The organism is Butyrivibrio sp. Su6, assembly GCF_900108105.1.
In the GTDB taxonomy this organism is placed as follows: Bacteria; Bacillota; Clostridia; order Lachnospirales; family Lachnospiraceae; genus Butyrivibrio.
The window spans coordinates 264953-278830 of record NZ_FNUR01000003.1; the positions used below are offsets into that span (position 1 = coordinate 264953).

The window sequence follows — 13878 nt, forward strand, 5'->3', positions numbered from 1 at the left end:
CTGGCATATATGATAGAATATTTAGTCAGTCGGAGGTGAATATGAGCGCAGATAAAAAGCCCAGAAAGCACAGGCATAAGAGACATTATACTTTTATGATCATTTCAGGAGATTCTGATGGAAGCACAAAGCGACTCCATCTTAATCATTTTAAGACCCAGCTGCTTGCCTACTGTTCTTTTGCAATAGTTCTTGCACTGGTCTGCTACATTATCTACTCGGCAATGACCATAAATACTCTTAGGTCCATACAGGCTGAGCAGAAAAAACAGATTGAAGATCTCAAAGTAGAAAACAGTACTTTGGAAGCATCGAATGAGACTCTCGTAACAGAGGAACAACAACTTAGAGCAGCTCTTAATCTGAGACTGGAAAACGAACAGCAGTCAGCTGAAGAAGCTGAGACTCTGGCTGTCCCAACAGGTTTTCCGCTTACAGCGGGAGCTTCAGCACCTATTGCAGCAGTTGACGATACGAATTCTACCACTGTTACCAAGCTTACAGATGAGAATAAAGATACTGCTACCGGCAATCCTATTGTTTTATTTGAAGCTGCAGCCGGCAGCAATGTAATTGCAACAGGTACAGGCACAGTTTTATCAGTAACTACTGATGCCAAATTTGGCAATATGGTCACCATTGACCATGGCAACGGATATATCACTTTCTATAGAAACGCAGGCGATCCACTTGTTTCTGAAGGCGATGCCATAGACAGAGGTGATATAATCTTTGTGGTAAGCGATAATACCACCCTTGGATATCAGATTCAGCAGGATGATAAATTTATCGATCCTGAAGAACTAATAGAGATTAATGGTTAAATCGGAGGATAATCATGTTCGGAAACAAAAAAGACTCAGCCGAAGACAACGCATTACTGGAACAGGTTGGAACTATCATTGGCCCCGGCGCAGTAATTGAAGGCCCACTGACAACTAAAGATTCAACCAGAATTGACGGTATCATTAAGGGAAACGTAACCATCTCTGGTGCACTTATCATTGGACAGGATGGCAAGATTACCGGTACTGTATCAGCACTTAATGTATATGTTGCCGGTGAGGTTACAGGTAATATCACTGCTCCACAGGGCAAAATAGAAATAAGTGATACCGGAAAAGTTTACGGCGACATTTCCTGCAAAGGAATCATCATCGATGAAAATGCTGTTTTCCAGGGTAAATGTGAGATGACCGGTCAGGACAAGTCTTCTGCTTCTATAGCAAAAGAAAGAGCAGTTGCTGACAAGGAATCAAAAGAAGAAACAGCTGAAGAAAATAAGACAGAAACAAACTGATAATGAATTAAATAAAAAACGCTTGCCCACGGAAATTATCCAAGGCAAGCGCATTTTTTTGTTTTATTTCATTCTCTCGAAAACTAACTCGTAACCATCATCACCATAGTTAAGTGAACGGTTAACTCTGCTTATGGTTGCGGTAGACGCACCGGTCTTCTCCGCTATCTCCAGATAAGTCTTATGTTCTCTCAACATAGAAGCAACTTCAAATCTCTGTGAAAGAGAAAGAAGCTCGTTAACAGTACACAGATCTTCAAAGAAGCTGTAACACTCCTCTTTATTCTGAAGGCAAAGAATTGCATCAAACAGGTGATCTACTGCATCTGTTCTTATTTTTTTGTTCATATGCCATGTCCTCCAATTCAATATTTTTTCTGTCGCCACAACTTATCAATATTTCGTATAAAACACTTTCGTGCTTAAACATTTTATCACTCTAAATTTGTAAAGTAAAGAGGTAATTTTAATATCGGAAAAGCACTAAAAATTGTAATGATTATACGCAAAATACAAAATATGCGCTTTACTTTTGTTTTTTACTGTGCTATTGTAAATATGTTGTCATAGACTAGACAACAGAACGAATATTTTTTTATTTTTAGTGGAGGTATTACAATGAACAAAGGTACTGTTAAGTGGTTCAACAACCAGAAGGGTTACGGCTTCATCTCAGACGAGGCTGGAAATGATGTATTCGTACATTATTCAGGACTCAACATGGAAGGTTTCAAGTCTCTCGAAGAGGGCGCTTCTGTAGAGTATGATGTAATCCAGGGCGAAAAGGGACCTCAGGCCGTAAACGTAAACAAGCTTTAATTCTGAATTAGAGCAATTAATCAGACTACAAAGTGCCTTATTCTAATATATATATATTGAATTTGCAAGATTGTAACAATGATTAATAGAAAAAGCCATCTGACATTAGTCAGATGGCCTTTTTTAGCCTTGAATCACTCACATGCTGTGATCACATCTTCCATCTTCAGCTTCCCACCAAATATATCAAGCGCAGATCCAACAGTAACATCTATCTTTTCTTTTCCAAGCTTTTTCAAAGTTTTAATATCAGATATACTGCCAACACCGCCGGCATATGTGATAGGTCTTTTCCCCCAATCGGCCAGGAGCTTAACCACATTCTTTTCTATTCCGTTTTGCTTGCCCTCAACATCTGCTGCATGAACCAGAAACTCATCGCAATACTCTGAAAGTTCATCCAAAGTTTCGCTGCAAAGTTTCACATCGGTCATCTTCTGCCATCTATCAGTGACAATATAGTAAGCTGCAGGCTCATCCTTGCTTTCATCTTCTCCTGCTTTACAGGAAAGATCAAGAACTATCCTTTCTTTACCAACAGCCTTAACGAGCTTTTTCAGGTTCGTATAGCTGACCTTGCCATTTTTGAACACATATGAAGTGACTATAACATGAGAAGCACCTGCATCAATGAATTCCTGCGCATTGTCAGCAGTTATCCCGCCGCCAACCTGCAAAAGACCAGGATTAGCTAAAAGAGCTCCAAAAGCCTGTTTTTTTGTCATTTCATAATAAGGACTGTCCACAGAATTAAGAAGAATCACATGACCGCCTGAAAGCCCCAGTTCTCTATACATATTGGAATAAAATGCCGCTTCCCTTGTAGACACATAGTTCTCACTGGCCACATCTCCGGCATCTCTAAGACTGCTACCCACAATCTGTTTAACTTTTCCGTTATGAATATCAATACATGGTCTAAGCTTCATGATCATTCCTCTCATAAATAATGGCTGAAGTCCTGCTGCACATACATCCCAAAAGAGTGTGTAGTATAACTTCAGCCATATCATCAGGCAAGTACGTCACTCATGTCATACATTCCGGCAGGCTTTCCAGCAAGGTACTTGGCTGCCTCTATAGCTCCTTTTCCAAAAATAGCTCTGGAATAAGCCCTGTGAGAAAGAGTTACAACTTCGTCGTGTCCCGCAAAGATAACATCGTGATCCCCAACGATCGTACCGCCACGTACCGCTGAAATTCCTATCTCTTTTTCAGGTCTCTTTTCTCTTCTTGTGCTTCTGTCATATACATACTCGTATTCATTGCCAAGAGAATCGTTGATGCTGTCAGCAAGGGCTATTGCTGTTCCACTAGGTGCATCAAGTTTCTGATTGTGGTGCTTTTCTACTATCTCAATGTCAAATCCTGCTGCCGCAAAAAGTGGAGAAACCTCTTTTAAAACCTTCATAAGAGCATTAACACCAACAGACATATTGGCAGACTTTAAAACTGCAACTTTCTTAGATGTCTCTTTTACCTTAAGAAGCTGCTCCTCAGAAAGGCCTGTGGAACACAAAACAACAGGTGTTGATGTCTTTTCACAATAAGCCAGAAGGCCTTCTGCCGCAGAAGCATTTGAAAAATCAACAATGACATCTGCTGCCACATTGCACTCCTCAAGGCTTTTAAAAACAGGAAAATCGTAGGAGCTCTCTCCATATGCATCTACTCCTGCAACAACTTCTATATCCTTATCTTCCTTAACAAGGTCGATAATTACATGTCCCATGCGGCCATTACAGCCGTGCATTATCATTTTTGTCATATTTACTCCTCTGAAATCGTATGTTTAAACTGAGTTATACACAGATCAATTGTGGATATCTTACTTTTTTGAGCACGTTCCTGGTGATAAACGCGATCAGATAAGTCCAAACTTCTTCATCTCTGCGCGAAGCTTCTCCTGATTCTCAGGTTCCATCTCTGTAAGAGGAAGGCGAAGAGGGCCTGCCGCAAAGCCTACCATTTTAAGGGCACTCTTAACAGGGATAGGATTAACCTCAGAGAAAAGAGCTTTCACGAGAGGAAAAGCTTTGAACTGAAGCTCTCTTGCAGCTGCATAATCCCCCTCAAGACACTTCTGGCAAATCTCATGTGTCTGTCGTGGAGCGATATTTGAAAGAACTGAGATGACACCAAGACCACCAATTGACATGATAGGTACAATCTGATCATCATCACCTGAGTAAAGATCGATGCATCCTTCTGCAAGCTGCATCATCTTGGTTGTCTGTGAAATATTGCCTGTAGCATCCTTGATACCAACAATATTTTTGTATTCACGCGCAAGCTTAACAGCTGTCTCGGGAAGGATATTGCAGCCTGTTCTGCTTGGTACATTGTAGAGAATGATCGGTATATTTACCTCTTTTGCTACTGCTGAGAAATGTGCGATGAGACCGCCCTGTGTAGCTTTGTTGTAATAAGGAGTAACAAGCAGTAATCCGTCAGCACCATACTCCTCGGCAAGCTTTGAAAGCTTAACAGCTGTCTCTGTGCAATTAGAACCTGTTCCTGCGATAACAGGAATTCTTTTTGCTACCTTGTCTATACAAAACTTTACAACATCCATGTGCTCTTCCTCGCTCATGGTCGCTGCCTCTCCGGTGGTTCCGCATACGATTATGGCATCTGTTCCGTTCTCGATCTGGAACTCGATAAGACGCTCGAATTCTTCGTAATTAACCTCTCCGTTTTCCTTAAATGGTGTTGCGATTGCAACTCCTGCTCCCTTAAAAATAGCCATTTTGCCCTCCTTTTGGCTTTTGGTGCGCTAATACTGTTTTTTCAAAGAAAAAGGCTCAACAGAAAATCTGATGAGCCTATAACAATCCTGGTTAAAGCATTTGTATTGTTGATAGCGCCCCATCTTTCGATGACAGTCATACAGCTGTTTACTGCATGCCCAAGTATCCAATCCTCAGGTAATTGAACCTTTCGGCGTATTTACCTTTTTTCCTGATTCATCTGTGCCTGACACATCCACAGAAATACTCATTAAATACGCAACCTCTATCTAAACCGTCTTTAGTTGTTTTAAATACTACAACACGAAGAAAAGCGTGTCAAGAGCGCCGCACGTTTTCCAATAAAGTAGCCACTATAAACATTTTATTATTACTTTCTTAAGGAAATGAAAATGGGGTTGAACTAGAAAAAAACGCGTGCTATACTACTAAAGTTTTGAGAAATAATTGTTAATTGTATTAATTATAAGAAAGGTTTATTTATGAAGCAGACTAGAAATGATGTAAGAAACGTTGCTATTATCGCTCACGTTGACCATGGTAAAACAACTCTGGTTGACGGACTTTTAAGACAGAGTGGTGTATTCCGTGCCGGTCAGGAAGTTGTAGAACGTGTTATGGACTCCGGGGATATCGAAAAAGAGCGTGGTATTACCATCATGTCTAAAAACACAGCTATCACATATAAAGATATCAAGATCAACATCATTGATACTCCAGGTCACGCAGACTTTGGTGGTGAGGTTGAGCGAGTTCTTAAGATGGTTAACGGCGTAATCCTTGTCGTTGACGCTTTCGAAGGTCCTATGCCACAGACCAAGTTCGTTCTTGGTAAGGCAATGGATCTTGGTCTTCCTGTTATTGTATGTATCAACAAGATTGACCGTCCTGAAGCAAGACCAAACGATGTTATCGATGAAGTACTTGAGCTCCTTATGGATCTTGGTGCCGATGATAACCAGCTTGACTGCCCATTCGTATTTGCATCAGCCAAGGCTGGAACATCATCACTTTCACTTGATGAACCCGGCACAGATATGAAGCCACTTCTTGATACAATCGTTAATTATATTCCAGCTCCTGTTGGTGATCCTGATGCGAGCACACAGGTACTTATCAGCACAATCGATTACAACGAGTACGTTGGACGTATCGGTGTAGGTAAGGTTGATAACGGTGTCGTTAAGGTTAACCAGGAAGTTGTTGTTGTTAACCACCACGAGCCAGCCAGACGTATCAAGACCAAGATCAGCAAGCTCTATGAGTACGATGGCCTTGGAAGAGTTGAAGTTCAGGAAGCAAAGATTGGTTCAATCGTTGCTATTTCAGGTATCGAAGATCTGAAGATCGGTGATACACTTTGCTCAGTTGATAATCAGGTTGCTATTCCATTCCAGAAGATTTCAGAGCCTACTATTTCAATGAACTTCATTGTAAATGACTCTCCACTTGCTGGTCAGGAAGGTAAATATGTAACCAGCCGTCACCTTCGTGACAGACTTTATAAGGAACTTAACACTGACGTTTCTCTTCGTGTAGAAGATACAGATACAACAGAGACATTCAAAGTTTCAGGACGTGGTGAGCTTCACCTTTCAGTTCTTATTGAGACAATGCGTCGTGAAGGCTTTGAGTTCGCTGTAAGTAAGGCAGAGGTTATCTACCACACAGATGAACAGGGTCACAAACTTGAGCCTATGGAAAAATGCTACATTGATGTTCCTGATGAATTCTCAGGAAGCGTTATCCAGAAGCTCGGTGAGAGAAAAGGTGAGCTTGTAAACATGGGTGCCGGAAACGGTGGATACACTCGTCTTGAGTTCAACATTCCTTCACGTGGACTTATCGGATACAGAGGTGAGTTCATGACTGATACAAAGGGTAATGGTATCATCAACACAATCTTCGACGGATATGCTCCTTATAAGGGAGATATGAATTACCGTAAGACAGGTTCAGTCATCGCTTTCGAGACAGGTGAAGCTACAGCATACGGTCTTTTCAATGCTCAGGATCGTGGACAGCTCTTCATCAAGACAGGTGATAAGGTTTACTCAGGAATGGTTATCGGAACAAGTGGTAAGTCTGAGGACGTTGAGGTTAATGTCTGCAAGACAAAGCACCTTACAAATACAAGAACATCATCTTCTGATGAAGCTCTTCGTCTTGTTCCACCTAGGATCATGTCCCTTGAGCAGTGCATCGAATTCATCGATAACGATGAGCTTTTGGAGGTAACACCTACAAGCCTTCGTATCAGAAAGAGAATCCTTGATCCTACTCTTCGTAAAAGAGCTGGCTTCAAGAAATAATTCTTTTTTGCAAGCAGGACACAGTAAACTGTCAAAATATACATTGTAAATTAGGGAGAGTGTTCTGATGGATGCAATTAGCATACATCAGAGTACTCTCTTTTTGTATATGCGTAAGTATTGCTTTGAATAACTTTTAAGAAATAGGTAGGTAATCGGCTACGTACGCCACCATTGACTGAACCTGAGGAAAACGCCTTGGTCTGCAAGCCGACGGTGATGATGATGGGAACAGTAAAATTTCACGCACCGTCGGAACCAGCATTGTAGCGTTTTCCTCAGAACCCGTCAATGGCAAGCACCTTCGGTGTGGCTGGTTTTTATGCCTCAGGATCCAATTCCGAGAACAGTAGGGATGGCTACTTTCAAGAGCGTGTAGGGCTATATTTTCATTTTACTGTGAGAATTTATTATGATACGCCTTGCGATTACAGAATCCATGGCCTAATCAGCAGATTTCAAATGTCTAGGTCATGTTTTTTGTCATGATACGCCCTGCTATTACAGAATTCATGACCTAATCAACGGATTTCATAAGTCTAGGTCATGTTTTTTGTCATGGAATCGCTCTGCCATTACAGAATCCATGACCTAATCAACGGATTTCATAAGTCTAGGTCATGTTTTTTGTCATGGAATCGCTCTGCTATTGCAGAATCCATGACCTAATCAGTGGATTTCATAAGTCTAGGTCATGTTTAGATAGCTCGTCCACCCGGCTTTGGGCATATAGCATGATATCGAGCTTGCAGCCACCCCTCATCATAGCTTTTATCGCAGGCATTTGGGCATATACGGCGATTATCCGTCCGCAGCCACCATTTTAACGGGTGGCTCGAGTCTTGAAATCGGCCTATATGCCCAGTTGACCTTCATGAGGGGTGGCTGGCCTCGCAAAAAGTTGCTATAAGGACAAATTAGTAAAAATCTTAGGTGGCTGGAAGCTCTAAAAAGCGCTATATGCCCAAAGCAATTTCTATTGGTTGCCGATTCAAATTGGATAAATGTGAGATTAACTGAGATGTGGGATAAGATCAAAAAAACTGTAACGTTTATCCTATTATGTCCTAGTGATACTGCTGTGATGTAGGATAAAAGCGAAAGAATTATAATACTTATCCTATTCTATCCAAGCCGATTTTCAGAGACGCGGGATAAAACCAGGAATTCTATTGAAGTTATCCTACATTTTCAGCCTTTGAGCACTGCGCTTGAATGAAAAATAGGATAAGCGCGATAAAAACCACCGAATTATCCCACAAATCAGCAGAATTGTTAACAAAAATGATAAGAATAGTGGGATAAAAAGCGCTAAAATCAAGCAGTTATCCTACATCCTCTCCTACATCAGTTCCTATCTCCAGATTGTCACAGTGAAATGAGCATATAGCACTGCACACTCTTGAAAGTAGCCACTCCTACTGTTCTCGGAGTCAGAGCCCGAGGCAATAACACCCAGCCACACCGCAGGTGCTTGCCATTGACGGGTTCTGAGGAAAACGCTACAATGCTGAATCCGACGGTGCGATAGAATCTACTGTTCCCATCATCCTCACCGTCGGCTCGCAGGCCAAGGCGTTTTCCTCAGGTTCAGTCAATTGTGGCGTACGTAGCCGCAATCTAAAATTTTTAGAGAGTTAAAGAAGTCACTTACGCATATACAAATAAAGAGTATTCAGATTTATGCTAATTACATTTATCTGAATACTCTCCCTTAATCTTCAGCATAAAATTTTGTAAATGGCTCTGAAAATGAGAAAAATATTATTCACAGTGCCTCCGAGCTTACGATGTTAATATAGAATACATCTACTGCCGAAAATAGTCCTTATCCCCTTCTATAATGCTTATCTGGCCTTCACATTTTTGGGTAAGGCCGTCAGTTATGCGTTTTACATCTGCTTCTTTTACGCAGATATCAAACTGAACGTTAGCTTCATAACGGGAGTCTGCGATGGTGATATTGTTCTGCCCAAGGTAATACTGAACATTATTTACCATGTTATAGGCAACTTCCAAGGTGAGCTTCTGTGAATATACCATTTCACCAATCCGGGCATCTGCGATTCCTGCCTGTGCAGCCTGGGTATAAGCCCTTACAAGGCCACCTGTTCCAAGTAATACCCCACCAAAATATCTGGTTACTATTACAAGGGTATTGGTAAGGCCCTCACCTTTTATTACCTCAAGTATTGGCTTTCCTGCTGTTCCTGAAGGCTCGCCATTATCACTGCATCTTGTATTCTCGCTATTTTTTCCAATAACAAAAGCGTAGCAGTTATGACGTGCATCCCAATATTTTTTGGAAATCTCTGCTATTTTTTCTTCTGCCTGCTGCTGGTTTTCCACAGGAAAAACATTTGCGATAAAGCGGGATTTTTTCTCGACAATCTCTCCGCATCCATTTGAAATTACTACTTTATAAGAATCTCTTTCACTCATGTGCTAAATTATATCAGAAATGTGGCATAATTGTTACAATTCTTAATTTTCGCCCCATTTCTTTATTATCCCTTGGATTCATGTTATACTTTATTGGTTAAAATGGACTAAGTATAGGAAGGTTAATGTATGAATTACGGAAAAAGAGGTATCGTAAATCAAGCCAAAGAGCTTAACTCCGGTACCGATAAATGGGGAAAGAAATTTAGTCTCTTCGGATTCTATATTCTGCTTTCTCTTATAATAGGCTTCTTTATTATTGGAGCAAGCGCCGGAATAGGTGTTTTCAACGGCATCATTGCAACAGCGCCTGATATCACAAATATTGATGTCACTCCATCCGGTTTCTCAACTTTTGTATATGACACAGAAGGAAACCAGACTGCAAAGCTTGTCTCCACAGATTCTAACCGTATTCCTGTAACTATGGATATGGTTCCCGAGAATCTGGCACACGCTTTTGTAGCCATTGAGGACGAAAGATTTTATGAGCACAATGGTATTGATATTCAGGGTATTATCCGTGCCGCAGTAAGAGGTATCACAACCGGTAATTTCTCTGAAGGTGCCAGTACCATAACGCAGCAGCTTCTTAAGAACAACGTTTTCTCAGGTTGGACAAACGAGACAAAGCTCCAGAGTGTCAAGCGTAAGATCCAGGAACAGTATCTTGCAATACAGCTTGAAAAGAAAATGAGCAAGGATGATATTCTGATCAACTACATGAACACTATCAACCTTGGTTCTAACACTCTTGGCGTTCAGGCTGCATCACTTCGCTACTTTAATAAATCTGTCAGTGAGCTTACTCTTTCAGAGTGTGCTGTTATCGCCGGAATCACTCAGAACCCTAGCAGATTTAACCCTATCACTCACCCTGAAAACAACTCAGAGCGCCGTAACAAGGTTCTTAGAAAAATGCTTGAGCAGGGTTATATTTCACAGATTGAATATGATTCGGCCATGGCAGATGATGTATATGCAAGGATCCAGAATGTAAACCAGGAGACAGGCGGCGATTCAACTGTTAACTCCTACTTTGTAGATGCACTTACAAATGAAGTCTTAGAAGACCTTATTGATGCGGGCTACAATGAAACTCAGGCTTATACACTTCTTTACAGCGGTGGCCTTAAGATTTATTCAACACAGGATCCTAAGATCCAGGCAATCTGTGATGAAGTCTACACAGACGAAAGCAACTATCCTGAAGGAACTAAGTACCTTCTTGCTTATGAATTATCTGTACAGGCAGCTGATGGTACTGTTACAAACTACAGCAGCGAGATGTTTACAAGCTACTTCAAAGAGCAAAAGAGCAGCTTCAATATGCTCTTTAATTCCTCAGAAGAAGCAGACGCTGCTATAGAAGAATACAAGGCAGCTGTTATGTCAGATGGTGACACAGTCCTTGGTGAAAAGATAAATCTCACACCTCAGCCTCAGGTATCACTTACTATTGAGGAACAGAGCACAGGTTACATCGTTGCAATGGTCGGAGGTCGTGGTACCAAGACAGCCAGCAGAACTCTTAACAGAGCTACTGATTCTTACAGACAGCCCGGTTCAACATTTAAGGTTATATCAACTTATGCTCCCGGTATTGACAGTGCAGGTCTCACACTTGCTACAGTATTTAATGATGCTCCATTTGCTTATTCAAACGGAACTCTTGTAAGAAACTGGTGGGGTTCTGAATACAGAGGACTCAACAACGTAAGAGCTGCGATCAGAGATTCAATGAACGTTATCGCAGTTGAAGCTATTACGCTCATCACTCCTCAGCTTGCATTTGATTACCTAAAGAACTTCGGATTCACAACAATTGTTGAAAAAGAAGTGATCAACGGCAAGACATATTCAGATATTCAGCAGTCAACTGCTCTTGGTGGTCTTACAAAGGGTGTTAAGAACTTTGAACTTAATGCAGCATACGCTGCTATCGCTAATGGCGGTGTCTATATTGAGCCTAAGTTATACACTAAGGTTGTGGATCACGATGGAAATGTTATCCTTGATAATACACAGGCTAACTCAAAGAGAATTTTAAAAGAAACAACAGCATTCCTTCTCACAAGCGCAATGCAGGACGTTGTTACAAGTGGTACCGGTGGTTCAGTTAACTTTGGTACAACAGCAATAGCAGGTAAGACCGGTACAACTTCAGACTATGTAGATGTATGGTTTGCAGGATTTACTAACTACTACACAGCAACAACCTGGACCGGTTATGACAACAACGAAAAGATGACCAATTCAGCTGAAAAGAACCTCTCCAAGACAATGTGGAGAAAGGTAATGGAAAAGATCCACGCTGATCTTCCATACTCCTCCTTCAGCATACCAGATGGAATTGTTTCAGCAACGGTTTGCTCAAGATCAGGCAAACAGCCGATTGCAGGCCTTTGTGACGGAACTCTTTATACTGAGTATTTTGAAGAAGGCACAGTACCTACAGAAAGCTGTGATGTTCACTATGCAGGAACAATGTGTGCAATAGATGGTTGTCCATCCACTGAAAGCTGTCCATTTAAGACTGCCGGAGTATTTGAACTTACTCCTGAAGTACCTGCAGCTCTTCAGTCAGGATTTGTAAATTATACACCTACCAATTCTGCATATACGACTGTTACAGACGAAAACGGAAATACTACTACTGTTCTCAACACCTGTCACCATACAGCCGAATTTATGGCTCAGGAAGGCATAGACGAGATAATCGCCGCAGAACAGGCTGCAGCTCAGGCCGCTGCCGCAGCAGCTAACCCAGAAGCCGCTGCAGAAGCTGCACCGGAAACTGTAGTCGACACAGTTCCTGAAAACGTAGCTGCCGGCAACTAACTACATAAAACTTTTCAAAAATTAAGACCACCGGTTAATCCGGTGGTCTTCTTAGTTTTTTAAAGTCTGTGTTTTTTGGTGTAATAAATATAATAAATTGTGAATAAGATTGTGGTTGTTATCCAGGTTAGTGGATAACTGAATTCTATAGTTTCAATCGTCTTATTGAGAGGAAATGCGATAAGTATCCAGGCTACACGAAGAACACATATACCGCTCAAGGTAATGAGCATCGGAACCACAGCTGTTCCCATCCCACGAAGCACTCCGGATAAAACTTCCACGCCTATATAAGTGAAGTAGAACGGAGCAAGATATTTTATCATTTGTATTCCTACCTCAATTACTTCTCTGTCTGCTACGAATATTTTAAGGAAGATATCACCATAACAATACAATAATGTACTTAAAGGAATTGTAATTATAAATGCGATGACAAAGGCGTACCGTGTGCTTTTATGAACTCTGTCATTTTTGCCTGCACCGAAATTCTGCCCTGCAAAGGTCGTTACCGCTGTTCCTAAAGAGCTTATAGTCATCCAGAAAAGTACATCGATCTTTCCATATGCTGCCCATGCTGCTGTAGCATTTTTCCCAACCTCATTTATAGCAGTCTGTATAAGCATATTTGAAATAGTATACATGGTTGTCTGAATACCTGCAGGAAGTCCGATACTGATGATTCTGTGAAGCATATCAGGGTCAATCCTTATCTCTTTTAGATACAGCTTGTATGAACCAATACTTTTCATCAGCATAAAAAGAACTATTGCAGCACTTAATATCTGACACATAACTGTGGCTATGGCAACACCGATAACTCCCATCGTTACGCTCATGCTGCCCATTTTAAAGCCTATAACAAACAAAAGATCAAGAAATATGTTTACAAAGCAGCTGATAATAAGAACGTAGAGAGGTCTTTTTGAGTCTCCTATTGCTCTTAATATTCCTGCGCCCATATTGTAAACCAGATTGGCTACCATACCAAGGAAATATATCCTTAAATAAGCCGTAGAGGCGTCTATAATCTCCTCTGGAGTCTTCATAATATAAATGACCCATGAGGCAGATAAAAGGCCTATTACAGTGATTATAATGCCTCCAATGACAGCCATGGCAATTGAAGTATGTACAGCTCTTTTAACCTCATCATCTCTTGAAGCGCCATAGAACTGGGCAATTACTACAGAAGCTCCTGTCGAAAGCCCTTGGAAAAAGCCAACAAAAAGGCTTACGATCATAGCTGCGGAACCACCTACTGCCGCAAGTCCATCTGCGCCAACTACACGCCCTACTATGACAGCGTCAACCGTGTTATAGAACTGCTGGAAAAAAGCGCCTAAAAGAAGGGCTGCAAAAAAGGAAAGCATTCCGGAAACTATTGGTCCTTCAGTTATTTTATTCATTGATT

Annotated in this window: 11 protein-coding genes and 1 riboswitch; of the genes, 5 read left to right on the top strand and 6 right to left on the bottom strand. The window is 41.2% G+C overall.

The features are described from left to right. Positions 1–41 precede the first annotated feature (41 nt). Both C4S54_RS05275 and C4S54_RS05280 read left to right on the top strand, forming a co-directional pair. Complete coding sequence (locus tag C4S54_RS05275; RefSeq protein ID WP_103868607.1) at positions 42–824, top strand: murein hydrolase activator EnvC family protein; 783 nt, start codon at positions 42–44, stop codon at positions 822–824. Positions 825–838: 14 nt separating this feature from the next. Further along, positions 839–1300 carry a bactofilin family protein gene (locus C4S54_RS05280; RefSeq protein WP_103868608.1) on the top strand — a complete coding sequence of 154 codons (462 nt, stop codon included), beginning with the start codon at positions 839–841 and terminating at the stop codon, positions 1298–1300. A 63-nt stretch (positions 1301–1363) separates the two neighbouring features. Here C4S54_RS05280 and C4S54_RS05285 read toward each other — a convergent pair whose 3' ends face one another. Further along, positions 1364–1648, bottom strand: a complete 285-nt coding sequence (locus C4S54_RS05285; protein ID WP_022773837.1) for a YerC/YecD family TrpR-related protein — start codon at positions 1646–1648, stop codon at positions 1364–1366. 270 nt (positions 1649–1918) lie between these two features. On the opposite strand from C4S54_RS05285, the gene C4S54_RS05290 reads away from it, so the two are divergent. Beyond that, the gene (locus C4S54_RS05290) at positions 1919–2119 is read left to right on the top strand and encodes a cold-shock protein (RefSeq protein ID WP_013281837.1); all 201 of its coding nucleotides are present in this window, start codon (positions 1919–1921) and stop codon (positions 2117–2119) included. Positions 2120–2253: 134 nt separating this feature from the next. On the opposite strand, the gene hisA is transcribed toward C4S54_RS05290, so the two are convergent. From hisA to dapA, 3 genes are all read right to left on the bottom strand, one after another. Next, positions 2254–3048, bottom strand: a complete 795-nt coding sequence (gene hisA, locus C4S54_RS05295) for a phosphoribosylformimino-5-aminoimidazole carboxamide ribotide isomerase (protein ID WP_103868694.1) — start codon at positions 3046–3048, stop codon at positions 2254–2256. 83 nt (positions 3049–3131) lie between these two features. Then, positions 3132–3887, bottom strand: coding sequence for a 4-hydroxy-tetrahydrodipicolinate reductase (dapB, locus tag C4S54_RS05300; protein ID WP_103868609.1), 756 nt, complete (start codon positions 3885–3887; stop codon positions 3132–3134). 96 nt (positions 3888–3983) lie between these two features. After that, positions 3984–4868: a 4-hydroxy-tetrahydrodipicolinate synthase gene (gene dapA, locus C4S54_RS05305; protein ID WP_022773833.1), complete on the bottom strand. Its 885-nt coding sequence runs from the start codon at positions 4866–4868 to the stop codon at positions 3984–3986. 104 nt (positions 4869–4972) lie between these two features. Continuing rightward, positions 4973–5145: riboswitch (Lysine riboswitch) on the bottom strand. A gap of 206 nt (positions 5146–5351) precedes the next feature. On the opposite strand from dapA, the gene typA reads away from it, so the two are divergent. Then, positions 5352–7181 (top strand): translational GTPase TypA, encoded by a 1830-nt coding sequence (gene typA / locus C4S54_RS05310; protein ID WP_103868610.1) that lies wholly within the window; start codon positions 5352–5354, stop codon positions 7179–7181. A 1809-nt stretch (positions 7182–8990) separates the two neighbouring features. Here the strand turns inward: typA and C4S54_RS05315 are convergent. After that, entirely contained in the window at positions 8991–9623 is a 633-nt protein-coding gene (locus tag C4S54_RS05315) for a YigZ family protein (protein ID WP_103868611.1), read from the bottom strand. A 129-nt stretch (positions 9624–9752) separates the two neighbouring features. Here C4S54_RS05315 and C4S54_RS05320 point away from each other — a divergent pair, with 129 nt between their 5' ends. After that, a complete protein-coding gene (locus C4S54_RS05320) occupies positions 9753–12464 on the top strand; it encodes a transglycosylase domain-containing protein (protein ID WP_103868612.1) in 2712 nt (903 codons plus the stop codon). 59 nt (positions 12465–12523) lie between these two features. Here the strand turns inward: C4S54_RS05320 and C4S54_RS05325 are convergent, their stop codons facing one another. Beyond that, positions 12524–13873, bottom strand: a complete 1350-nt coding sequence (locus C4S54_RS05325; RefSeq protein WP_242973745.1) for an MATE family efflux transporter — start codon at positions 13871–13873, stop codon at positions 12524–12526. Positions 13874–13878 lie beyond the last annotated feature (5 nt).

Coding starts and splice junctions, on each gene's coding strand:
- C4S54_RS05275 (WP_103868607.1), top strand. CDS start 42: ATGAGCGCAGATAAAAAGCCCAGAAAGCACAGGCATAAGAGACATTAT.
- C4S54_RS05280 (WP_103868608.1), top strand. CDS start 839: ATGTTCGGAAACAAAAAAGACTCAGCCGAAGACAACGCATTACTGGAA.
- C4S54_RS05285 (WP_022773837.1), bottom strand. CDS start 1,648: ATGAACAAAAAAATAAGAACAGATGCAGTAGATCACCTGTTTGATGCA.
- C4S54_RS05290 (WP_013281837.1), top strand. CDS start 1,919: ATGAACAAAGGTACTGTTAAGTGGTTCAACAACCAGAAGGGTTACGGC.
- hisA (WP_103868694.1), bottom strand. CDS start 3,048: ATGAAGCTTAGACCATGTATTGATATTCATAACGGAAAAGTTAAACAG.
- dapB (WP_103868609.1), bottom strand. CDS start 3,887: ATGACAAAAATGATAATGCACGGCTGTAATGGCCGCATGGGACATGTA.
- dapA (WP_022773833.1), bottom strand. CDS start 4,868: ATGGCTATTTTTAAGGGAGCAGGAGTTGCAATCGCAACACCATTTAAG.
- typA (WP_103868610.1), top strand. CDS start 5,352: ATGAAGCAGACTAGAAATGATGTAAGAAACGTTGCTATTATCGCTCAC.
- C4S54_RS05315 (WP_103868611.1), bottom strand. CDS start 9,623: ATGAGTGAAAGAGATTCTTATAAAGTAGTAATTTCAAATGGATGCGGA.
- C4S54_RS05320 (WP_103868612.1), top strand. CDS start 9,753: ATGAATTACGGAAAAAGAGGTATCGTAAATCAAGCCAAAGAGCTTAAC.
- C4S54_RS05325 (WP_242973745.1), bottom strand. CDS start 13,873: ATGAATAAAATAACTGAAGGACCAATAGTTTCCGGAATGCTTTCCTTT.